Raw genomic sequence first — 22,108 nt, 5'->3', positions numbered from 1 at the left:
CGAGTCCGCCGGGGCGGAAAGGCGACGGTCTTGTCCGAAATGGCAATTGGTGAATAAGGCTTATATATACATTCTCAGGTGTTGTGATCAGAGGTTGTATACGGGGTCCACACGGGATCTGCAGAAAAGACTGAAAGCCCATAACGCAGGAAACGTAAAAACTACAAAGAATAGAAGACCATTTGAGTTAGTATATACGGAAGAATTTGACAGCTACTCTGAGGCCCGCAAGCGTGAGCTTTATCTGAAAAGCGGCACGGGCAGAGAGTGGCTGAAAAAGCAGTCGGAGAGGTGGCCGAGCGGTTGAAGGCGACGGTCTTGAAAATCGTTGTAGGGGCGACTCTACCGTGAGTTCGAATCTCACCCTCTCCGCCATTTCTTTTATATTTGTCGCTGAGCAAGATTTTAGAAAAGAACCGTCAACGATTCTACCCTGCAATCTGACTTAATCACCGTCTTGAACTCCTCCGATACAATCACTTTTTCATGGTTGCCCCCATGGAGGCGATTTGAGTTAATTCTGAGGGTATTAAACGGAACAATGCGGTAGAATGCTATATGGCATCTAGCGCTCTCCAAGCTGAAACATCTGGAGACCTTTAAGCCGTATCTCAAGGTATTGCAGATGCACTCAGGATGAATGACCGGAGATTTGTGCCGGAACCAACGGGACGAAAGAAAAAGAAATATGAGAATATGGGATATTCCTCCTGACATACTATGTCGTAATCATCTTCTTGGTGAGCATAATGAACTTCATGCTATCTGGAATATTCTGACGCAGGGGAAGAAAGGGTACGCCAATCATCCGGAAACAGAAAGATGGAAGGGCAAGTTGATGGCATTATTCGCTGTTCATGAGAAGATTGTTCTGGAGATGCTTGCGAGGGGATACAATCACAATAGTCCTTTGGATAAGAGCCTTGCGAAAGGAAATAGTGTTCAGACCACTTTTGTTGACCCTGTAGAAAAACAGATTGAAATCCTGCGTCGGAAGGGATGTAACTGTGATTTGTCAGGTGCATGAAATGTCGATAATGCTTTGATTGAAAGCATGTGATTCGATTATTGTTTGTTGTGAGAGGCATCGTTTAGCGGTATAATCTGATCAGAGATTAAAGGGAGGGTGCCATGCCAGAAGAAGATGTCCTGAAATTTTTAGCAAAAAATGGAGAAATGATCACACTCAGACTCGCTGGCTGCCAGGACGCCGAAGAGATCATCGGCGTGATCAAGACAAATGCACCCGACAGGAGCTATGTGCTGATGGAACACTATGGCACAAAGTCGGATTCCGTAAAAAAATACATCTGCAGTATGGATTTCGAGAAGAATCTGCTCATCGTAGCGATTACGGACAAGGCGGTAGTAGGAGCTTTGTCCGGCATTCAGATGGATGGGGGCAAAAGACCTCAAACAGCGCATATTCTGAACATCGGGATACATCTTGTGCCTGCATATCGCGGCCTTGGGATCGGCTCGCAGATGCTGGACTATGCCATTGACTGGGCAAAAGACCGCAAATTCAAAAAGTTAGAAGCAAACATCTTTACCACGAATAAAAAGTCTCTCCATCTTTTCGAGCGGGCAGGGTTTATTGAAGAAGGTATGCGCCATAAAAGAATTCGCATTGGAAAACAATATATCGATGAAGTACTTATTGGCAAAGTCTTGTAGTGCTGTTTCTTTGCTACCGGTCTGCAGCTGAAAGCATATCTGACAGTACAGCAAACTCTGCGAGACTTAACGTCTCAGGCCTGCGCTGAGGATCGATCCCTGCCTGTACCAGTACATCCCTGATGTTGTTGAAGGCTTTCAGGGAATTCAACAGGGTCTTCCTCCGCTGTGAGAAGGCTGTTTTAACAACCTTTGTGAAAAGCACCTCGTCCTGCACTGACACTGCCGGCTCCTTCAGAAGTTTCATATGGATTACTGCCGAGTCAACCTTGGGGACCGGCCGGAAGGCTTCTTTGGGAATAATAAACGTAAGCTCAGGCTCAGCGCGAAACTGCACCATGATCGAAAGTACTCCATAAGCCTTTGTGCCTGGTCCTGCCACGATCCTCTCAGCCACCTCCTTCTGTATGGTAAGGGTCATGGACTCTACTGACTTGCGCGCCTCGATAAGTCTGAAGATTATCGGTGTTGTAATGTAATAGGGTATGTTTGCCACAACCTTGAAACGGTCAAGCCGTTCAAAGGGATACTTAAGCGCATCACCTAAAACCAGCTCGACATTGGCAAGGCCCTTCAGTTCTTCGGTAAGTTTATTGTACAGATAATGGTCAAGTTCGATCGCAATAACCTTGTTGACTCTTTCTGCAAGGAGCCTCGTAAGCCTTCCCGGCCCGGGACCGATCTCAAGCACTGTGTCAGCAGCTGAAAGATTCGCAGACCGTATTATGTTCAGAAGAATCGAAGGGTCGAAAAGAAAATTCTGGCCAAGATGCTTCTTGGCCATTAGAGTTTTAATCTCGCGGCAAGCCTGATCGCCTCAATCATGCTCGAAGGTCTGGCAATTCCCTGCCATGCAATATCATAGGCAGTGCCGTGATCAGGTGATGTCCTAATGATCGGCAGTCCGATCGTCACATTTACGCCGGTATCGAAGCAGACCATCTTCAGGGGGATGAGACCCTGGTCATGGTACATGCTGACGATAATGTCAACATCACCTTTATATGCCTTGTGGAATATGGTGTCAGGCGGGTAGGGGCCGGTAACCGGGAGTCCTTCTTTCTTCGCATCCTCGATTGCAGGAGAGATCGCTTCAATCTCCTCTCTGCCGAATATGCCGGCCTCCCCGGCATGGGGGTTCAGGCCGGCAACAGCAATTCTCGGACTGCTTATTCCCATCATGTCGCATGCCTTTTTCGCCAGCCGTATGGTTTTCAGAACAGCCTCTTTTGTAATGAGTTGCGGCACGTTTCTGAGTGCCGTATGTATGGTTACCAGGATGACCCGCAAGGGACCTCCGGCAAGCATCATGGCATAATCGGTTGTGTCCGTTAGTTCAGCAAGCATCTCTGTATGACCATGCCATTTCTGGCCTGCCATCTTCAGGGCCTCTTTTGATATAGGTGCGGTCACGATTGCATCAACCTGTCTGTCCCTCGCAAGCTCAACCGCCTTTATAATGTAACTGGTGCAGGCCCTGCCACCCTCTGCTGAGGGTCCGCCTTTTTGGAAGTTTTTCCGTTCAGCGGTATCAATAATTCTCACGGTCCCTGGAGATGGAAACGCATCAGAAGGGGAGCGCACAGGAATAAAATTAAAGGAGGCATTACAAATCTGCATGGCTTCCTGCATTACAGATTGATCTCCAATCACAATCGGATGGCAAATGGTCTGGATCTCAGGATTTCGAAGAGCATTGACAATGACTTCAGGCCCTATGCCTGCAGGGTCTCCCATAGTTATTGCAATTGTTTTCATCATAGTGACTGATCCTCTCCATGACCGGCAAGACAAAAGCCTTCCTGCCATATGTTATAAATAGTATACTTTGTAGTCTCTCTTAGAAGAGCCTAATTCTGACTACCACAGTTCCCAATTGCTGTCATTCTGGCTTGTCCGGAATCTTTCCGAAGGGTATTCACCTTACTCGCCGATTATCTTAACCAATACACGTTTTTTTCTTCTGCCATCGAATTCTCCGTAGAAGATCTGCTCCCAGGGTCCAAAATCGAGTTTGCCCTCCGTGATCGCTGCAACAATCTCTCTTCCCATGATCTGGCGCTTCAGATGGCCGTCTGCGTTGTCCTCGCCAGAATTATGGCGATATTGTGAAACGGGCTCATGTGGCGCAAGCTTTTCGAGCCATCGGTCAAAATCATGATGAAGCCCCGACTCATCGTCATTGATAAATACGGATGCGGTAATATGCATGGCATTCACCAGTACAAGCCCTTCTTTTACACCACTTTCTCTCAGGCATTCTTCAACCTTTTGGGTGATATTTATAAAGGCCCTCCTGGCTGGCACATCAAACCAGAGTTCTTTTCTGAAGCTCTTCATCTGTTACATCATAGCAACTCCTCATGGTTACTACAAGCCAGCCTTGCCATTTCTTCACCTCCTATTTCTTTAAGAAGAATGTGAAGTTATCTTTCTAACACATTAAACTTAAAGAACAATATTGACTTTTTCTGCGACCAGTGGTTTAATTCCTCTATGCAGTCCCCCTTCAGCCGCTTACGAGAAGAGAGGAGACCTTCAGTTCTGGTTGTGGATGATGTCCAGCCAAACCTGGAACTGATGGAGGCTGTTTTCGAAAAAGCAGGACTTCTGGTGTACTCAGCGCTGGGTGCTGATGAGGCCCTCACTATCTATGCAAACGAGCGTATCGATATAGCCGTGCTCGATGTCATGATGCCCGGCATGAACGGGTTTGAGCTCTGCAGAAGGCTCAAGCATTTTTCGGAAAAAGAATTTATTCCGGTTGTCCTTGTAACAGCGCTCAATGAAAAGAAAAACAGGATTACTGGCCTTGAGGCAGGTGCTGACGATTTTATCACGAAGCCCTTTGACACCCAGGAACTGTTAGCCAAGATACGCTCGCTTCTGAAGTTAAAGGAGCTTCATGAGCAGCTCGACCATTCAGAAAATATCATCTTCAGCCTTGTCCTGACCCTGGAGGCAAGGGACCATTATACAAAAGGCCACTCAACCCGGGTTGGAGATCTTTCTTCAGAGTTTGGGGCTTTCCTCGGTTTTCCATCCAGGGATCAGGCCGTATTAAAAAAGGCCGGGGCCCTTCATGACATCGGCAAGATGGCGCTGAGCGAAGCAATACTTAAAAAACCTTCCGGTCTGACAAGCGAAGAGGCTGAGGAGATCAGGAGGCATCCGACTCTTGGAGAGGATATCTGCAAACCTCTTAAATCCCTGCGCGAAATACTGCCCGGCATCAGGCACCATCATGAACGCTGGGACGGTTCAGGGTTCCCTGATAATCTTCATGGCAACACGATTCCGCTTATGGCAAGAATATTGTCGATCATCGATACGTTCGATGCCATGGTCTCGATCCGTCCGTATCGCGGCAAAAGGTCAATGGATGACGTTATTGCAATTATGGAAAACGAGAGGCTGTCCGGCCAGTGGGACCCTGAACTGACAGGCATATTCATCCGCATGATGCGGGTTATGGCAAAGGGCAATTACAGCTATGCTTAGGATAGCGATAGCAGGCGGCGGCATAGGAGGCAGTGCGCTCATATCCCTTCTGCGGGCTGACATGAACTCCCAGCTGGTCGGCGTTTTTGAAAAAAAGGCTGAGTCTCCGGGCATTGTGCTGGCCAGGAAATGGGGTATCCCGGTCTTTTTACAGCTTGAAGATCTTGTGAAGGCAAATCCCGAACTCGTGATAAATGTGATGGGAGACGCTGAAAGCAGCAACCAGATCAGAGAGGCTTTTGGCCAGAAAATAGAGGTAGTGGAGGGAGTCGGGGCACGTTTTCTCTGGGAGATCATCGAGAAACAAAAACGGGCAAAGATAGAAACGATCAAGACAACGGCTGACCAGAAGATCCTGCATAATCTTGCGATGAAACTCGGCTCGGCAGATTCGCTCAAGGGATTCCTTGATCTGGTCCTTGCAAAGGCCCTGGACATTGCCGATGCACCTGTTGGCTGCATCGCTCTGCAGAGAAGCCGCCAGATGAAGATAATGGCTTCGAAGGGACTGAGCAGAAAGTTTCTTGAGAGCAGATCCTGGAGCGCCTTGCCTGAAAGTGCTATGGAGGGGCTTTTTCATAAAAAGGAATTCTGCGAGATCCCTGACGTATCAAAGGCCCCTGACCTGACTAACCCTGCGCTGATTGCTGAAAAAATTAAATCAGTCCTGGTCTGTCCCATGATACTGAGGGGTGAGATTGCCGGGGCAATTTATATTTATGATTTCAAACCAAGGCAGTATTCTGAAAGGCAGAAAAACTCACTCGCGCTGGCCACAGGCATTGTCAGTCTCACGGTCGACCGTTTTGCCCTGATGAAAGGCGTCGAAGAATACAAGATGAAGTATGCAGGCCTTATCAGAGCATCCCTTGACGCTCTATTGATTGCAGATTCTAACGGACTCATCATCTCATGTAATGACGCAACTGCAGCAATGGTCGGATATACAAAAGATGAACTGGCCGGGAAAACCATACGATCGCTCATCAAAAGCCCCAAACTGGATACGCTGCTGAAAAAAGCAGCTGACCGGCAACTCAGTCTTAACGGACAGGAGATAACAATCACCGATGCTCATGGCAGAGATTTCGAGGTTCGGCTCAATGCCGCTGTTCTGAAGGACAAGACTCAGCTTACCCTTGGAACAATCTATGTGCTCAGGAGCATGAAGGAAGAGATTTCTCTTAAAACGGCAATTGAGAACCAGAGTCTTGAACTGGAAGAACTCAGCCAGAACCTTGAGAGAAAGGTCCTTGAAAGAACTGAGGAACTCGAAAAATCAAACCGCGAGCTTGAGCGGCTGAACCAGATCAAGGGCAGATTTATCGCCAACACCAGTCATGAACTGAGAACACCGCTCAACTCAATCCTCGGCTTTTCTGATGTGCTCCTCGAAAAAACATTCGGTCAGCTAAACGACAGCCAGGAACGGTACGTAAAGAATATCCATACGGCGGGCAGGCACCTGCTTGAACTGATCAATAATGTCCTTGACATAGCAAAGATCGATGCCGGCAAATATGAGATCATGTATGAGTCATTTCGCATTAAGGACTTTATCAACGAAGTGATCTCGATCATGAAGCCCCTTGCAGAAAAGAAATTTATCGAGATATCTGAACTGATCAATAGTGATGTGGATTTCATTACTGCAGACAGAGTGAAGATAAAACAGATCCTCTACAACCTCCTTTCAAATGCGATCAAGTTCACTCCCGAAGGAGGCAAGGTCGGCGTGAGGGTTGCCTATGACGATCGCCCCGTTGATCCCTCTGCGCTGACATTTCCTGACAGCGATGTGCTGAAATTCTCTGTCTGGGACACAGGCGTCGGCATAGGGCCGGGAGACACGGAAAGGATCTTCGACGAATTCGAACAGGCAGATACCACACTCTCACGGGAATTTGGCGGTGCAGGTCTTGGACTGGCACTCTCAAAAAAGCTTGTTGAACTTCACGGGGGAACGATTTCTGTAGAGAGCAGCCTCGGCAGGGGAAGCACCTTTATCTTCACCGTGCCGGTCACCTCTGTTGCTGAACCAACCGTGGCTGAAGAGCCCGAGGCCATAGGCCTCACCTTCCCCTGGGTAAAAGATGAAGCCCCTCTGCTGCTTGTGGTGGAGGATGACGCTGCTACCGCAGAGCTCCTGACGCTCCATCTTTCACAGGCAGGATATAAGGTTGCCCATGCCTACAACGGCGAAGAGGCCATAGAAAAGGCCAGGAGCATGGCCCCGTTTGCCATTACCCTTGACGTCATGCTCCCCAAAAAAGACGGATGGGAGGTGCTGCAGACGCTCAAGAGCGATCCGCTGACAGCAGACATTCCGATCATTATCCATTCCATTGTTGACAACAAGGAGCTTGCCTTCGCGCTGGGCGCAACCGACTATCTTATGAAGCCCCTTGATAAAGAAGCTCTTCTTTCAAAACTTGGCGAAATCAATATGGCCCTGGGCAAGGTTATTCTTCCGTCGTCCATACTGATCATAGAGGAAGAGGAAAGCGTCACCGATTATTTCAAGGAGATCTTTGAGCCGCAGGGATATCTTATCTATACCGCTGCCGAAGGCAGGAGGGGAATAGACCTTGCAATTACGCTTCGGCCAAGTATCATTTTCATGGATTTCAGCCTCTCCGATATGCTCAGTTTTGATGCCATTCAGGAACTGAAAGAGAACCCATATACCAAAAACGTGCCGATTTTTATTCTTACAGAACGCGATATCTCGGTCGAAGACAGAATGTCTCTCATGGGCAAGATCGAGCGCATTGTAAGGAAGCATGCCTTTGACACAAAAGAGATGATCGATCATATCAAGGAACTTGAGATCCTCTATCCCAAGCGGGCAGGGTTGATCGATGAGCTTACGGGAGTATTCAGCCACCGCTATTTCCAGATCCGGCTTGCGCAGGAAGTGGAGCGGGCAACTCGGTATAAGTTGCCGCTGAACCTCGTACTCCTTGACATCGACTACTTCGGCAACTATGTTGAAAAAAGCGGCGAATATCATGGCAATATCGTCTTAAAGAAGGTCTCTGAACTCCTGCGGAAAAACATCCGCGGCTCAGATGTTGTGGTACGCTACGGAGGCGATTCTTTTGCGGTGATTCTTCCCAATACGATAATATCAGCCGGCCTGTCGCTCAGCAACAGGTTTAACGCTATCATCAAGAACTATCCCTTTGTCCATGAGGAAGGACAGCCCAAGGGGAAAATAACGGCTAGTGTCGGCATCGTCTTCCTTGATGGACAGACAACAGAGGAGCTTATCCTCTGCGCTGAAAAGGCGCTTGCAAGTGCGATCAGAAAAGGCGGCGACAGGGTAGAGGTCTATTCCCATGAGCAGCATGAAATCGAACAGGTCAGCCCTTAACGATTATTATGATAGCCTCCAAACCCCGATCGGAACGCTTTATCTTGCGTTCAGAGCTTCCTCGCTGATCAGCTTATCCTTCGACAGACCTCATGCCGTTGCACCGAAACAGACAAAGATTTCTGCGGTGGTCAGAAAAGAACTGTCAGAATATTTTGAGCAGGGCAGAAGGGACTTCACATTCAAAACAGCCTTTTTGGAAGGAACTGGGTTCGAGCAAGAAGTATGGAATTCCTTGAAGGAAATTCCCTATGGTGAGACTCGGACTTACAAATGGATAGCTGACAGGATCGGAAAACCTCTCGCGTCACGGGCGGTGGGAAACGCCCTCGGCAAAAACCCCATACCTATTGTTTTCCCGTGCCACAGGGTCGTAGAGTCTGACGGCTCTATCGGCGGATATACACCGGGAGTCGATATTAAGCGACGGCTTCTGGAGATCGAATATTATGTAAAGCTCTCAAAGACATAAATAAAGAGAATTTGCGACAAAAGGGACGCAAACTTAAAAAAATAGTTGTAGTTCTTTTTTTGAAAAATACCTGCCTTCTTCAAATGATTGTTTCTCTCCGGGAAATAGCTTAGAATAGACAGCTATGACTGAGGCGCAGGAACTTATCCAGGAACTTACCCGGGAACCAAAGATCGCCTATTTTTCTATGGAAATAGGCGTGCATAACGACATCCCTACCTATAGCGGCGGACTTGGTGTTCTTGCAGGCGATACGATTCGCTCGGGCGCTGACCTAAAGCTGCCGATGGTTGCAGTTACGCTGATGAGCAGAAAAGGCTACTTCACCCAGGAGATAGACGCCTCAGGCAAGCAGATCGAGCACCCTGCAGTTTGGGACCCTGCTGACTATATGCGGCTCCTTCCCTATAGAGTTGCGGTCCAGATAGAAGGTAAAGATGTTCAGGTGCAGGCCTGGCTCTACAATGTCAAGAGCCTGACCGGCGGCAGCATCCCTGTCTTTTTTCTTGATACGAATCTTCCTGCCAATACAACGGAAAACAGGGAGATCACTGCACATCTGTACGGCGGCGACAAAGCATATAGGCTGAAGCAGGAGATTGTTCTGGGCCTGGGTGGTGTGCGCATGCTCCATGAGATGGAGTTCGATATCAAGAAATATCATATGAACGAAGGCCACGCGAGCTTCCTTCTCCTGGAACTTCTCAACAGATACAAAAAGCCGATCGAAGATGTCTGGGATGAAAAACTGGTCTGGGATAAGCGAAGCGTAAAAAACCTGTGTGTCTTTACAACTCATACGCCTGTTGAGGCAGGCCATGATAAATTCCCCTATGATCTGGTAATGAAAACGATGGGAGAGATCGTACCACTTTCGCTTCTCCATGAATTGGCTGGCAGGGATGGACTTAATATGACACTGCTTGCCCTGAATCTCAGTCGTTACATTAATGGTGTAGCCAAGAAGCATGGCGAAGTATCCAAAAGCATGTTCCCCGGATATGAGATCCATGCAATCACAAACGGCGTGCACTCTTTTACCTGGACCTGCGACAGTTTCAAAAAACTTTATGACGAATATCTGCCGGGATGGGCGAATGAACCTGAGCTGTTTGTGAGAATCGGTCGCATACCGGACGAGAAGTTGTGGAAAGCCCATGCTGAGGCGAAGCAGCATCTTATCACCTATGTCAGGGAGCAGACGGACGTTGAGCTTTCTCCTGATATTCTGACGCTTGGTTTTGCACGGAGGGCAACCGCATACAAAAGAGCAGACCTTCTTTTCAGGGATCTGGAACGCTTTGAACGGATAGCCTCGGGCAAGCTCCAGATTGTCTATGCCGGCAAGGCACATCCTCATGATACGCCCGGCAAACAGCTCATACAGAACATTTTTAATTACAAAGAAAAACTGAAGGATAAAATAAAGATCGTGTACCTGCAGAACTATAATATGGAGACCGCCCTTAAAATAGTCTCAGGTGTTGACGTATGGCTGAACACACCGTTGAGACCTCTTGAGGCATCAGGGACAAGCGGCATGAAGGCGACCCATAATGGGGTGATGAACTTCAGCGTACTGGACGGATGGTGGATAGAGGGTCACATCGAGGGCTTTACCGGATGGTCAATCGGTCCTGCGCCCCAGGAACTGACCCCGGGGGCGGATGCGGATGCGCGCGATGCTGAAGATCTCTATCACAAGCTTGAGCATATGCTCATACCGCTTTATCATAACGAGCGTCATACCTGGATCCGCATGATGCAGAATGCGATCGGAAAAAACGCATACTACTTTAACTCACACCGCATGATGAGAAGGTATGTAACCGAGGCATACATCCGCTAATATTCCGCGTTATCTTTTCCTGCTGCAGGCCGGACAGTTCTCCTGCCCGGACACAAAGCTTCCGCATGAGCTGCACTGAACCAATTCAATCGGCTTCTGCCAGCCGCAGTGGCTGCATCTGTCTTCATGTTTGCGTAGGGGATGTGAACAGTTGGGACATCGCCTTCCGGCCGTGTCAGCCTTTAAAGACGGCAGGATAAAAATAATAATGGTGAGCAAAGGCAGGATAAGGCAGACCATAAACCAAAAGGGAATACTCCTTCCCTTATTGGCGGCCATAAAGCCCCCGGCAATGCCGGCGAGCAGTTGAAGAATATAGAGTCTTGCCATTGCAGTCTTATCTTATTACGGAATCCTTGTCGCCTCTTACCAGGCAAGAGAGAGCAGGCACTGAAGATCTGCCTGGAGGACATTGAACTTGCAGTTGATCACCATACACTGCTTTGAGCGGTAGCAGTGTCCTCCTTTGATAACAACATGCACGGAGATGCCAGTCTTGTCCCGATGCGGACAGAGGATATGAAGTTTGCCCGTTGCTTCAGAATAGTGGCTGTCTTTGTGGCTATATCTCATTACCTTATTATAACGTTCAGAGACTCAAGGAAGCATGTTATGCCACATTAAGATTTCCATCACAAAAAAAGCCCCGGATGATTTCTCCTCCAGGGCTTCTCTGTTATTCCTGATCTGACTACTTGTTTACTGCATCCTTGAATGCCTTGCCTGCGCTGAACTTGGGGAGCTTCTTCGCTGCAATCTTGATGGCCTTGCCCGTCTGAGGATTTCTTCCTGTCCTTGCTTTCCTCTTTGACTGCGAGAAGGTGCCGAAGCCTACAAGGGAAACCTTGTCGCCCTTCTTGACCGACTTGATGATTGCCTCGATAGCGCCGTCAAGTGCCTTGCCTGCGCAAGCCTTGGTGCAGTCTGATGCCTCTGCCATCTTTTCGATGAGTTCTGCCTTTGTCATAACCTAAACCTCCTATTGGGATTATTAACTGAATCTCTGCCGTTAATCATATTTAAAGAGGGTTCACCCTGTCAATGGAATTTGGGAAGTCGAACAAATTTATGAAAGAATTAGGTGGTGCCCCCTGCATGATTCGAACATGCGGCCCCAGGTTTAGGAAAAAGCTTAAGTAGCATTCCGTCCATATCCCCAAATACTTCTGATTAATTAACCAGTTGTAATCAAAAGATAGTTCATTTGTCCATTGTTTGTCTTTGTTGATCTTCATTTATAAGAATCAGCGGATATTGACCGGCGATGGACACCTGTATGGACACGGTTTTATGACTGGCTGATTAAGCAGAAAGGGCATGCTGGAACATGCCCCTCTTGAAAAAAGAAATTGAATCACTCAACAGGAAGTATAGGCGATTGCCTATCTCCGGTCAAGAAATGCAAAGTTTATCGTATCAACAAAAGATGTTTGTCTTCTAAGGACAGAATCGAAGAAACGTCTGATGTCCCACATTCACTCTGCAGCATTGAGCCATTTTTAAGAATAGAACAATACCATCGAGACTTGAAGATAAGATTCATCTCTGGTCATCCGAGTACCAAAAAAGAAAAGACAAACCCTCGTGGAAAGATTAATCATTTCTCAAAGCTATCGGCAAAGCGGTGCAAATTTGCCCTTGGGAACTCCATACACCTTACCAGAGCCATTATCTGCCTTACCTATCCTGCTGATTACCCTGAAGACGGGAGAGAGTTTAAGAGGCACTTAGACACCTTTGGAAAGAGATTAAAGAGGATGGGTTTCCTGTGGTTCTCTGTTATGGAGTTTCAAGAACGTGGTGCGCCTCATTTCCATATTTTAGTAACGGGCATTATTGATCGACAAGAATTATCTCGTATGTGGTTCGATGTTGTCGGTTCAGGTGATCCTCGACACTTGCAGGCCGGAACGTCCATACAGTTCATTGTCGATGATAGTGATTATAGGCTTGAACCTGACAGAGTGCGTTATCGTGAAATGCTGCGTAAAGGGCATAGGAACGTCAAGCGAATGTTTATCAGTCAAGCCGAGGCAGAGAGTTATATGATTGGCTATTTCAAGAAAAATGATCAAAAGGTTATTCCTGAGCACATAAAGAACGCCGGCCGGTTCTGGATGCACTCGCGGGGACTTGTTGAGAAAGTTAAAAGCGTTGTTTTGTATGGAGATGAACGCTCTCTGAAAAGACAGGCACGTTTGCTTCGCAGATGGTATATAGCAAGGCTTCGTTCGTGGGGCATCCGCTACAAGGGGCAATTCCTTCCTGAGATCATCTGGGGCGGCATGTCGTTTGTTCGAAGCCTTATGAGGTATAAGGCCTTAACACTGAGCGATGCCTGACGCCCACCAAAAGACCTAACCCGAAGCAGCCCCTCCTATTAGAAGAAAGTCCAGCCACGTCTAAAATCTCGTTTTACGTTACTCGGGCATAGCGGAGTAATGCTTTTATGCCCATTCTCTGCTACGTTTCAATGTTTTTGTAGGCTGTTCTGCCCGGAGGCGGCGCCGCCAGCTATCGCTGGAGAGCCAGAGCCGGGCAGGGGTTTATTATTAGTAACCATATCTCACTGGAAAGAATATATTGTCATACTCGAAACTGAAACAAGCAGGGAAACAAATTATTTCTTCTTGGTAGCTGATTGATCTACTAAGGAAATAACAAGCGGCGTTTCACTTGCGGTTGTCCATAAATTCTCTTTTAACACCTGCACTTTAAAAAAGTACGTGCCAGCTGCTTGCACCGGATAGCCGTTCAGCACGATATTAGTACGATGGTTACCAGCCTTTAGAACTTGTTCGGTTTCTAGTAAAGTTTTTTCATCTTTATTCGGGGATATTAATATTATTCTGAATTTTAGAGGTTCCTCATCAACAGAATCTTTGAACCACAAAACTCCTAATGCGATATATGGGATCGCAGCGGGAAAAGTCCCAGTGTTAACACCTTCTAATGCTGTAAGGTAGCTCGTTTGATTAGTTTGCTGATCGGTAATAATTTTTTCGCATAAAATTGTCCAGACATGTTTAATCATTAATTATAATTTCCTCCTATAATTGGGAATGAGTTCTCCGCCAGGGAGGGGCGTATCAGTTCTTGGTTTGCTGAAATTAAATATGTAGTGTCCGCCTTTACTTGTGTTATTAAAGCGTGATGCCTATATATATTTTGAAGTAATTCTTTGACGAGATTATTTGCTTCCTTTTCACCGTTACGTTCAGATAATAAGGTAACAATATAAGTATTTAATGAGACGTTATCAATTTCAGCTGATCTAGAGAGTTTGGCATGAAGCCACTTGGGCATTCTTAGCCTTAATTGTCCACTGTATCGAATAACTTTAGTTGGCTCTGGGAGTTGCTGTTCGGAATCGCGCAGAGATTCTATATATGCATCAGCGGCAATGTGAAGCTCAGCGACAGCTTCTTCTTGAGAATTACCAAAAGCACTGAGCCCGGGCAATTCTGGCACAAATGCAATGAATCCATTATCACTATCGCTCCATTGGATAGAAACAGAATATTTAAGCATATTAGTCCTCGATTCCTAGATTGTATTCATCAATAATGTCTATTATCTTTTCCACCTGATACCCTTTAGCTTTCCCATCATGAAGTTTTTGGATGGAGACGGGGAAAGGCAAAAATCCGCTTTTATATATGAAGTGCGAACCGTTTGTTCTGTCATGGTATAAACCTGCACATTCGCATAGTTTTTGTAGCTCTGAAAATCTGAGCCCATCTGGATTATTTCTCGCTTCATCAAGAAGTTTTAAACATCGTTTGTTCAATTAGCTGTTTCCTATTAACTATCAGTAATCAATTTGCCTATATTGATACCATATTTGGAACCACATGTCAAGAATATAATTGTAGAATACGATGGATATAATTAAAGCTAACGCTTGACAAGCTAATAAGTATGATATATGATTAGTGCTAATAGGAAGTAATATACAATGAAAGGCAGATATTATGAAAGAAAGAATGACCGTAACAATTGACAAAGAAATCTATGATTTATTGCAGGAGCTTCCGCGTAAAGTCTCCATTTCCGAGGTTCTGACCTTTTTAGTAAAAGCAGCGTTTAAAGAAATTAAAGAAGGCAGAGAATTAACTGACACTGAATTACAGCAATGGCTGGATAGCACGAAGGAAGGGGAAGACTTTCGAGAAAGACTCATAGAACATTGGGGGCCAACATTTAAAAAGATAGATGACTCGATAGAAAAAGCAAAAGGCTCAGTGAAGGGCAAGAAAAAAGAGAAATAGTAACATGTCAGTCAAAATGCTCACATATAAAGACCTTGCCGAAAGGTGGAAGCTTCCTGTCAATACTCTGCGCAACTGGGTTATGAAAAAAAAATTAAAACCTCTAAAGCTTGGGCGTCTTGTTAGGTTCCCGGAATCCTATATCATGGAACTTGAACAGAAGGGCATCTGAGATGGCAATCTTCAAGAAGTTCGACAAAACAAAGAATCGTGGAATCTATTACATAGATTATTACGACGAGCACGGAAAGCGTGTTCGTGAAAGCACCGGCTTACTTGACTTCCCCTTTGCAAAGGAGCTGCTGAGGGAAAGACAAAATGAAGCTGCTAAGAGAAAAAAATTACCGGATCGCTACATGCCCAAGGTCAAATTCTCTGAATTTGTTGATAAAGAATATCTGCCTATCCATGCAAAGGGCCTTAAGAGCGAATCGGATTTAAGGGGAATCTGTATCAAGCTGAAGACTTATTTTGGTGATAAGCAGCTGCATGAAATCAGTTCCCTCATGGTCGAGATATACAAGAAAGAGCGCATAGGCAAAGCTGCTGACAACACGATAAATAACGAGATCAACACTATAAGCGGTATCTTTTCAAAAGCGGTTGAATGGAGAAAGGCTCTGTTTAATCCTGTCCATAAGATCAAAAGGTTCAAGATCAATGGCAGAAAAAGAATTCTTGAAAGATGGGAACAGGATGCACTTATTAAGTCTGCAGGGAATGAAGAAAAGGCCCCTCATATTCTCCCCTTGATAATCTTTGACCTGAATACTGGATTGAGAAAAGCAGAGTTGCTTTCCATCAAATGGCTGGATATTGATTTTGAGAATAAGCAGCTCTTGGTCAGGGCCGAAATCGCGAAATATGACAAGTCTCGGTATTTAGACCTCAATAAGCATGCTCTTGATATTCTGAATTCACTGCCAAGACGTGGAGAATATATTTTCTGCGACAAACAGGGTCTAAGGTTCAAAGACTTTAAAAGGTCTTTTCAATCTGCGGCAAAAAGGGCCAAAATCGAGAATATTACTATCCATGATCTAAGAAGAACATTCGGTTCCAATTGCGTGATGGATGGGGTATCACTGGCAACAGTTCAGGCATGGATGGGCCATGCATCGATAGAGACAACCATAAAGCATTATGGTCACTTAACACAATCTTATAGAAAGGAGGAAATCAAGAAGATTGAGGGAAGAATGGACACCTGTGTGGACACCGAGAAAATTAAGAGGGATTATGAAGCCCGTAACTCCTTGAAAAATAATGGTGCCCCCTGCATGATTCGAACATGCGGCCCCAGGTTTAGGAAACCTGTGCTCTATCCGACTGAGCTAAGGGGGCATTTGCATCGCAACGCAGAAAAAAGTGCAACAACAGCAAAATATCTTATATCTGTTTATGGTTATGTGTCAACCGATTCAATCTTCAGCAGCCCCCTTCATATTCCTGCTTTACAATGCCTGGAGCCTGATAGCATAATACGTATTGATGTAAGGAGGTTTTATCATGCACAAAAGATATTCATGGTCTCTCCTGATCATTATTACTGCCCTTTTTCTGAATCAGGGGTGTGCTTCAACGTCCAACCAGGCGCTTCTTAACCAGGAGCAGACGGCACGAGGACCGATTAAAATGGTTCGTTTCGAAACTCCCGGGATTCTCAAATCCTCAGGCACAGAGACAGGGGTCATGGCGTTGGCTACTCTGGCGGTACCCGGCGGCTCGGCCCTTTTCGTGGTGGGCGATGCTTATGGCAAATCACGTGGAGCCACGACCCAGAGCCTTATCCCTGACTTCGGTTCCATAGTCATGGATAAGTTTCTCGAAAGCGTCCAGCAAACCAAACCGGACTGGCCCAAACTTTCAGCTGTCAGGGAACCGATTAAGGAAGAAACTAACGAAAATGAGAAAATAACGACAATCGAACTCGATGTTAAGCGTCTCGCTTACGGGAGCATCGACCTCACACGCGGTGGCATCATACTGGATCGGGGGATGGAAAAGGGAGTTTTTTGTGACGGATTTATGTCAAAGACTGTAGTAACCATGAAAGACCCTCAGGGCGAGGTTCTCTGGCAGAAGAGCTATATTTATCTGTCAGAAGATTATGACAGGGGCATGTCAGTCGAGGAACTCGAAGCAAATGATCTCAGCCTCCTGAAAGAGGAGATAATGTTTGCTGCTGAGAAGACCGTTCAGGACTTTGTCAATCATCTAAACGGAAAGCCCAATTAAGACGGGGGCCGGCCTTAAGGGTATTGTACAGTCGCATAATGAGAACTTCGAATTATTTTTGAGAGGCCACATCCTGAGGTGCGACAACAACCATCTTTACCCACGGTATCTCAGCCTTGATCCGTTCACCTATGGCCCTGACCAGGTCCATGCGGGTCATGTGTCAACGCCAGCAATATCCGGTAGGCCGTATCCTGACATCCTGATCTTTTATATCGACAAATTCGATATCGCCGCCAAGAGTCGTATATTGGGGCTTCAGCTCTTCTATGATCTGCTTGATTTTCTGTACATCTTTCTCTATATTTTCCATAAGTCTCCTTTTACTGAAAATGAGCTAATAATTGTAACAGATTGGAGTCACTTTGGACATGCTTGACCTTATAAAGAGCCGACGCAGCGTCAGAAAATTCAAGTCTGATCGGATTCCTGAAGAGCTGATAGAAAAAGTCCTTGAAGCCGGAAGATGGGCTCCATCAGGGCTGAACAACCAGGCCTGGCGCTTTGCGGTTGTGACTGATAAGGCAACGATTACCAGGATCTCCTCGCTGACTCATTACGCAAAAATCGTTCTTGCAGCGCAGGCGCTGATACCGGTATTCCTTGATACGGCAAAGAGCTATCATCGGGAGAAGGACATACAGTCTATCGGGGCCTGCCTGCAGAACATGCTGCTTGAGATTCATGCCCTTGGATTAGGCGCAGTCTGGCTCGGTGAGATTATCAGGAGCAATGAACAAATCAAGAAGATCCTTGGCCTGCCTGAGGAACTGGAGCTTATGGCTGTCATTGCTATGGGATATCCTGATGAAATGCCCAGGGCAACAAAAAGAAAAGAATTGAAAGGTCTGGTCGTATACCGCGATTAGCTCTTTGCAGCGACCGATTGAAGACTGAACTTTTTCCCCTGAGCGGTATCCCTTACCGCAAGGTTTTTTTCAATGTCACTGAGAATCTGGTGTCTGTTTTTCCCCCATGCAGGCGCAATGAGAATATCATCAGGTGCGGTGGCAAAAAGCCGCTGCAACACAATATGCGGCGCGGTTCTCTCCACAAAATCAACGACAAAATCGAGATATTCCTGATACCCAAACACCGGGAATGGATTGTCTTTGTACATTTTGGCCAAAGGTGTATCCTTAATGATCTGAAGTTGATGGATTTTTAGAAATTCGATCGGCAGCGATGACATCTCCTCAGCCATGGCGAGCGTCTCCTGACGGGTCTCTGTCGGGAATCCTGCGATAAGATGGGCTCCAATATGGATACCCCTGTTTTTAGTCATTTCTATTGCCCGGAGAAAGGAATGATAATCATGGCCCCGCTGTATGAACTCGAGGCTTTTGTCATGCATTGACTGCAGACCGTACTCGATGAGCACGAAGTATTTTGATGCAATAGACTCAAGCATCCTGATTTTCTCCGGATCAACCGCGTCCGGCCGTGTGCCGATCGCAAGACCTATTACATCAGGTCCAGAAGAGAGGGCCTCAGTATAAAGCTTTTCCAGTTGCTCAACAGGGGCATATGTGTTGGTATAGGCCTGAAAATAGACAAGGAACTTGGCCGCCTGAAAACGTTTTTTTGTATGGCTGATGCCGTTTCTGACCTGCTCGGGTATGGATACCGAAGGCTTGCAGGAACTTGGCCGGAAACTGTCGTTGTTGCAATAAATGCAGCCCGAAAAGCCGAGGGTGCCATCCCTGTTTGGGCAGGTAAATCCAGCATCAACATTGACTTTGTACACTGTTGTGCCGAAGGTCCGGCGCATATGCGCACCGAATGAATTATATCTCTGCATAGTCAATTATCATCCTTTACTAATTTCCTGTCAAACAGCGGGATGGACAGAAAAAGATCCCTGGCAGGACAGTGCTGTACTGCAGTTTATGGGAGTCGGCCGGTTGTCAGTGGCGTGCGAGCCCTGTTTTCCGCGCTGCCTCTGCAACGGCATGGGCAACAGATGATCCCACCTTCCGGTCAAAAATGCTCGGGATGATATAGTCCTCATGCAGCTCATCGTCTGTAATCACATGCGCGATAGCCTCAGCAGCAGCGAACTTGACCGCCTCATTAACGCCTTTTGCCTTAACATCAAGGAGGCCCCGGAATATGCCGGGAAAGCCTAACACATTATTTATCTGGTTTGGGTAGTCTGATCTGCCGGTAGCAAGTATCCGCGCCAAAGGCAGGGCATCTTCAGGCGATACCTCCGGTTCCGGATTTGCCAGGGCAAACACAACCGGGCCCTTCGCCATCTTCCTGATATCATCAGCAGCGATCACGTTGGGGCCTGACAGACCGATGAAGACATTGGCCCCTGTCAGGGCATCGAGGATGCTTCCCTTAATTTTCCGTGGATTGGTCTTCTTTGCAAGCAGCTTCTTGTATGGGTTCATATACTGCTTTCGACCGTGGTAGATAGCGCCGGTTCTGTCACAGACAATAATGTCTTTTATGCCGTAGGCAGAAAGCATGTTGGCATTGGCAATGCCGGCGGCCCCTGCCCCTGCAATGACAATGCGGAATTTCCGGATATCCTTTTTAAGCAGGCGTCCGACATTGATAAGCGCGGAAAGCACAACAACTGCGGTTCCGTGCTGATCATCATGGAACACCGGAATATCAAGCATCTCGCGCAGACGCATCTCTACCTCAAAACAGCGCGGGGCAGAGATGTCCTCAAGATTGATGCCGCCAAAAGGAACCGCGATGTTTTTCACCGTAGCAATGATCTCTTCCGTGTCCTTGGTGTTAAGCGCAATCGGAAAGGCATCAATGCCGCCGAATTCCTTGAAGAGCATATCCTTGCCTTCCATGACCGGCATCGCAGCCTCAGGCCCGATGTCGCCCAGTCCTAACACAGCGGTGCCGTCAGTAACAATAGCCACTGCATTCCCCTTGATTGTGTACCGGTACGCATGCTCTTTATGTTCATGGATGTCCATGCAGATCCTGGCAACACCGGGCGTATAGACTTTCGAAAGGTCAGACCGGTCCCTCACGGCGATCTTGTTATGGATCTCGATTTTCCCGCCCTGATGGACAGAAAAAGTCATGTCCATGACCCTGATGACTTTGACCCCGTCAATCTCTTTTATGGCATGAACAATGGCCTGCTCATGTTCTGCATCGCGGGCATTGACCGTAACATCCCTGATGATCTTGCCTTTTTCAACACGCACGATATCGACAGAACCAAGGTCGCCGCCTGCCTGACTCAGCACGGTAGCTATCTGTGCAAACTTGCCGATGCGGTTCTCTATCTCGAGACGCAGGGTGATGCTGTAGCTTGGGCTTGGCTGGTGAGACATGGTTACCTCCGAAGTTCAAAGATTATTTATTATCCATAGTTCGTCGTATAATGCGCAAGACTATTGTCAGGCCCGATATCAAAAGTATGTTCAGTCGGCATCTTGCAGCCTTTCCGCAGGGAAGCTTAGAGACGGTTATACGCATCTGCCTAATGACCAGGACAATACTTAAGGAAGGGCCCGTCAACTGCTTAACCTTTATCTCTTGCATTTCTAAAGCAGATTCTATAAAATTTTATTATACGATTATAACTCAGTCTGCAACGGCTGATATAAACCCCTTAGGAGGAGTTATGAAACGTCTGACCCTTAGCATTATGATCTCCTTTGTGCTGAGCCTCTTTGCATCGTCCCTTTTCGCAGCCGATACCTTTGACCTCGTTATCCCTCTGCCTCTGACCGGCAAACAGGCAAAGTTTGGTGAGATGATGAAGAAATCCTATGAGATCGCAGCAGAAGAGATCAATGCCAAAGGCGGCATAAAGAAAAAGAAACTCAACCTGTCCTTTGAAGATTCAGGCGCCAAGCCTGAGACAGCCCGCGCCATCGTCGAAAAGCTTATTGATACAAAGAAACAGCCGATCATTGTGGGAGAGTATACATCTGCCTGCGCAAAGGCTGTTGCCGCAGTCGCCGAGGAGCGAAAAACACCCTATCTCGTAGTTGCAAGCGCTGACGATGATATCACCCAGAAGAACTATAAGTATGTCTTCCGCCAGAACCCGGTCAATGCTCACTACAGTGACTCTGTTATCGACTTTATTAAAAAGGTGGTCAAACCGAAAACCATGGCCATTCTCTTTGAAAGCTCCGCATTCGGCACCTCAGGTGCTGACGGCATGGCGAGAGATGCGGAGAAGGCCGGCATTAAGGTGGTATTGAAAGAAAAGTATGAGGCTGGCTCTGTTGATTTTAAACCGCTCCTTTCAAAAGTTAAGGCAACCCAGCCTGATGTTCTTTTTATGGTTTCCTATGTTATGGATGCTTCGCTCCTTATGAAACAGATCAAGGAGCTGAGGATCGATGCAAAGCTTTTTGCAGGAGGGGCTGCAGGTTTCGCAATTCCGGAGTTCATAGACAATGCAAAGGACGCGGCAGAATATGTGATCACTGCAACGCTCTGGACAACACAGCTTAAATATCCAGGCTCAAAAGAATATGCAGAAAAGTATAAGAAAAAATATGGCGACTATCCTTCCTATCACGGCGCATCTGCCTATTCTGCCCTTTTCGTGTCAAAAGAGGCTCTCGAAAAGGCAAAGGACTGGACTCCTGAGGGCATACGTGCTGCCCTTAAAGCAACGAACATGTCAACAGCTTTCGGCCCTGTCAAATTCGAAGACAAGGAAGGATATCAGAACCAGAATTTCTCTGATACCTATGTGCTGCAGGTCATTAAAGGCGAGCATG

The 22,108-nt window shown here is 46.8% G+C and carries 25 protein-coding genes, 2 tRNA genes and 1 pseudogene; 15 read left to right on the top strand and 13 right to left on the bottom strand.

All coding sequences use genetic code 11. The features are described 5' to 3' along the window. The first annotated feature begins 49 nt into the window (after positions 1-49). From HZB31_15520 to HZB31_15505, 4 genes are all read left to right on the top strand, one after another. A complete protein-coding gene (locus HZB31_15520) occupies positions 50-307 on the top strand; it encodes a GIY-YIG nuclease family protein (GenBank protein ID MBI5849329.1) in 258 nt (85 codons plus the stop codon). Further along, positions 286-375: transfer RNA gene (locus tag HZB31_15515), tRNA-Ser, on the top strand. Before HZB31_15520 ends, HZB31_15515 begins: the two co-directional genes overlap by 22 nt. A gap of 313 nt (positions 376-688) precedes the next feature. Next, entirely contained in the window at positions 689-1,027 is a 339-nt protein-coding gene (locus tag HZB31_15510) for a pyrimidine dimer DNA glycosylase (GenBank protein ID MBI5849328.1), read from the top strand. Between the two features lie 104 nt (positions 1,028-1,131). Further along, positions 1,132-1,677 carry a GNAT family N-acetyltransferase gene (locus HZB31_15505; protein ID MBI5849327.1) on the top strand — a complete coding sequence of 182 codons (546 nt, stop codon included), beginning with the start codon at positions 1,132-1,134 and terminating at the stop codon, positions 1,675-1,677. A 13-nt stretch (positions 1,678-1,690) separates the two neighbouring features. Here HZB31_15505 and rsmA read toward each other — a convergent pair whose 3' ends face one another. The 3 genes from rsmA to HZB31_15490 form a co-directional block, all read right to left on the bottom strand. Further along, on the bottom strand, positions 1,691-2,461 hold the full coding sequence (gene rsmA, locus HZB31_15500) for a ribosomal RNA small subunit methyltransferase A (protein MBI5849326.1): 771 nt from the start codon (positions 2,459-2,461) through the stop codon (positions 1,691-1,693). Continuing rightward, positions 2,461-3,438 carry a 4-hydroxythreonine-4-phosphate dehydrogenase PdxA gene (pdxA, locus tag HZB31_15495; protein ID MBI5849325.1) on the bottom strand — a complete coding sequence of 326 codons (978 nt, stop codon included), beginning with the start codon at positions 3,436-3,438 and terminating at the stop codon, positions 2,461-2,463. The genes rsmA and pdxA overlap by 1 nt, the downstream gene beginning before the upstream one ends. A gap of 162 nt (positions 3,439-3,600) precedes the next feature. After that, a complete protein-coding gene (locus HZB31_15490) occupies positions 3,601-4,017 on the bottom strand; it encodes a YjbQ family protein (GenBank protein MBI5849324.1) in 417 nt (138 codons plus the stop codon). Positions 4,018-4,227: 210 nt separating this feature from the next. On the opposite strand from HZB31_15490, the gene HZB31_15485 reads away from it, so the two are divergent. The 4 genes from HZB31_15485 to glgP all read left to right on the top strand — a co-directional run bounded on the left by HZB31_15485 (position 4,228) and on the right by glgP (position 10,875). Beyond that, the gene (locus HZB31_15485; GenBank protein ID MBI5849323.1) at positions 4,228-5,178 is read left to right on the top strand and encodes a response regulator; all 951 of its coding nucleotides are present in this window, start codon (positions 4,228-4,230) and stop codon (positions 5,176-5,178) included. Next, a complete protein-coding gene (locus HZB31_15480) occupies positions 5,171-8,554 on the top strand; it encodes a diguanylate cyclase (GenBank protein ID MBI5849322.1) in 3,384 nt (1,127 codons plus the stop codon). Before HZB31_15485 ends, HZB31_15480 begins: the two co-directional genes overlap by 8 nt. Continuing rightward, a complete protein-coding gene (locus HZB31_15475) occupies positions 8,529-9,026 on the top strand; it encodes a methylated-DNA--[protein]-cysteine S-methyltransferase (protein MBI5849321.1) in 498 nt (165 codons plus the stop codon). The genes HZB31_15480 and HZB31_15475 overlap by 26 nt, the downstream gene beginning before the upstream one ends. Positions 9,027-9,150: 124 nt before the next feature. Then, complete coding sequence (glgP, locus tag HZB31_15470; GenBank protein MBI5849320.1) at positions 9,151-10,875, top strand: alpha-glucan family phosphorylase; 1,725 nt, start codon at positions 9,151-9,153, stop codon at positions 10,873-10,875. Between the two features lie 9 nt (positions 10,876-10,884). On the opposite strand, the gene HZB31_15465 is transcribed toward glgP, so the two are convergent. From HZB31_15465 to HZB31_15455, 3 genes are all read right to left on the bottom strand, one after another. Then, the gene (locus HZB31_15465; GenBank protein ID MBI5849319.1) at positions 10,885-11,205 is read right to left on the bottom strand and encodes a hypothetical protein; all 321 of its coding nucleotides are present in this window, start codon (positions 11,203-11,205) and stop codon (positions 10,885-10,887) included. 36 nt (positions 11,206-11,241) lie between these two features. Beyond that, complete coding sequence (locus tag HZB31_15460; protein MBI5849318.1) at positions 11,242-11,448, bottom strand: hypothetical protein; 207 nt, start codon at positions 11,446-11,448, stop codon at positions 11,242-11,244. A gap of 118 nt (positions 11,449-11,566) precedes the next feature. Next, positions 11,567-11,842 carry an HU family DNA-binding protein gene (locus HZB31_15455; protein MBI5849317.1) on the bottom strand — a complete coding sequence of 92 codons (276 nt, stop codon included), beginning with the start codon at positions 11,840-11,842 and terminating at the stop codon, positions 11,567-11,569. A 790-nt stretch (positions 11,843-12,632) separates the two neighbouring features. Here HZB31_15455 and HZB31_15450 point away from each other — a divergent pair. Further along, positions 12,633-13,217: a hypothetical protein gene (locus HZB31_15450; protein MBI5849316.1), complete on the top strand. Its 585-nt coding sequence runs from the start codon at positions 12,633-12,635 to the stop codon at positions 13,215-13,217. 278 nt (positions 13,218-13,495) lie between these two features. On the opposite strand, the gene HZB31_15445 is transcribed toward HZB31_15450, so the two are convergent. Genes HZB31_15445 through HZB31_15435 form a run of 3 tightly spaced genes read right to left on the bottom strand, consistent with a single transcriptional unit; the run spans position 13,496 to position 14,665 of the window. Next, a complete protein-coding gene (locus tag HZB31_15445; protein ID MBI5849315.1) occupies positions 13,496-13,909 on the bottom strand; it encodes a hypothetical protein in 414 nt (137 codons plus the stop codon). Further along, positions 13,909-14,406 carry a type II toxin-antitoxin system HicB family antitoxin gene (locus tag HZB31_15440; protein MBI5849314.1) on the bottom strand — a complete coding sequence of 166 codons (498 nt, stop codon included), beginning with the start codon at positions 14,404-14,406 and terminating at the stop codon, positions 13,909-13,911. The genes HZB31_15445 and HZB31_15440 overlap by 1 nt, the downstream gene beginning before the upstream one ends. 1 nt (position 14,407) lies before the next feature. Continuing rightward, complete coding sequence (locus tag HZB31_15435; protein ID MBI5849313.1) at positions 14,408-14,665, bottom strand: type II toxin-antitoxin system HicA family toxin; 258 nt, start codon at positions 14,663-14,665, stop codon at positions 14,408-14,410. A 184-nt stretch (positions 14,666-14,849) separates the two neighbouring features. On the opposite strand from HZB31_15435, the gene HZB31_15430 reads away from it, so the two are divergent. The 3 genes and pseudogenes from HZB31_15430 (at position 14,850) to HZB31_15420 (ending at position 16,303) form a co-directional block, all read left to right on the top strand. After that, entirely contained in the window at positions 14,850-15,146 is a 297-nt protein-coding gene (locus HZB31_15430) for a hypothetical protein (protein MBI5849312.1), read from the top strand. Positions 15,147-15,150: 4 nt separating this feature from the next. Then, positions 15,151-15,318 (top strand): helix-turn-helix domain-containing protein, encoded by a 168-nt coding sequence (locus tag HZB31_15425; protein ID MBI5849311.1) that lies wholly within the window; start codon positions 15,151-15,153, stop codon positions 15,316-15,318. 1 nt (position 15,319) lies between these two features. Then, positions 15,320-16,303 (top strand): annotated as a pseudogene (locus HZB31_15420) (site-specific integrase). Positions 16,304-16,413: 110 nt separating this feature from the next. Here the strand turns inward: HZB31_15420 and HZB31_15415 are convergent. Continuing rightward, positions 16,414-16,490 (bottom strand) — tRNA-Arg (locus HZB31_15415). Between the two features lie 165 nt (positions 16,491-16,655). Between HZB31_15415 and HZB31_15410 the strand changes: the two genes are divergently transcribed. Next, positions 16,656-17,384, top strand: a complete 729-nt coding sequence (locus HZB31_15410) for a hypothetical protein (GenBank protein MBI5849310.1) — start codon at positions 16,656-16,658, stop codon at positions 17,382-17,384. A 163-nt stretch (positions 17,385-17,547) separates the two neighbouring features. Here HZB31_15410 and HZB31_15405 read toward each other — a convergent pair whose 3' ends face one another. Beyond that, entirely contained in the window at positions 17,548-17,697 is a 150-nt protein-coding gene (locus HZB31_15405) for a NifU family protein (protein MBI5849309.1), read from the bottom strand. A 52-nt stretch (positions 17,698-17,749) separates the two neighbouring features. Here HZB31_15405 and HZB31_15400 point away from each other — a divergent pair, with 52 nt between their 5' ends. After that, positions 17,750-18,253 (top strand): nitroreductase, encoded by a 504-nt coding sequence (locus HZB31_15400; GenBank protein MBI5849308.1) that lies wholly within the window; start codon positions 17,750-17,752, stop codon positions 18,251-18,253. Here HZB31_15400 and HZB31_15395 read toward each other — a convergent pair. Next, on the bottom strand, positions 18,250-19,185 hold the full coding sequence (locus tag HZB31_15395) for a TIGR01212 family radical SAM protein (protein MBI5849307.1): 936 nt from the start codon (positions 19,183-19,185) through the stop codon (positions 18,250-18,252). The two genes, HZB31_15400 and HZB31_15395, sit on opposite strands and share 4 nt — an antisense overlap. 106 nt (positions 19,186-19,291) lie before the next feature. Next, positions 19,292-20,698 carry an NAD-dependent malic enzyme gene (locus HZB31_15390; GenBank protein ID MBI5849306.1) on the bottom strand — a complete coding sequence of 469 codons (1,407 nt, stop codon included), beginning with the start codon at positions 20,696-20,698 and terminating at the stop codon, positions 19,292-19,294. A 293-nt stretch (positions 20,699-20,991) separates the two neighbouring features. Between HZB31_15390 and HZB31_15385 the strand changes: the two genes are divergently transcribed. Further along, positions 20,992-22,108 (top strand): ABC transporter substrate-binding protein (locus HZB31_15385; GenBank protein MBI5849305.1); only part of this gene is annotated, 1,117 nt, incomplete at its 3' end.

Source organism: Nitrospirota bacterium, from assembly GCA_016235245.1.
GTDB lineage: Bacteria > Nitrospirota > Thermodesulfovibrionia > Thermodesulfovibrionales > UBA6898 > UBA6898.
Note: the sequence above shows the minus strand (reverse complement) of the source record. Positions and strands in the feature narration are given on the sequence as shown.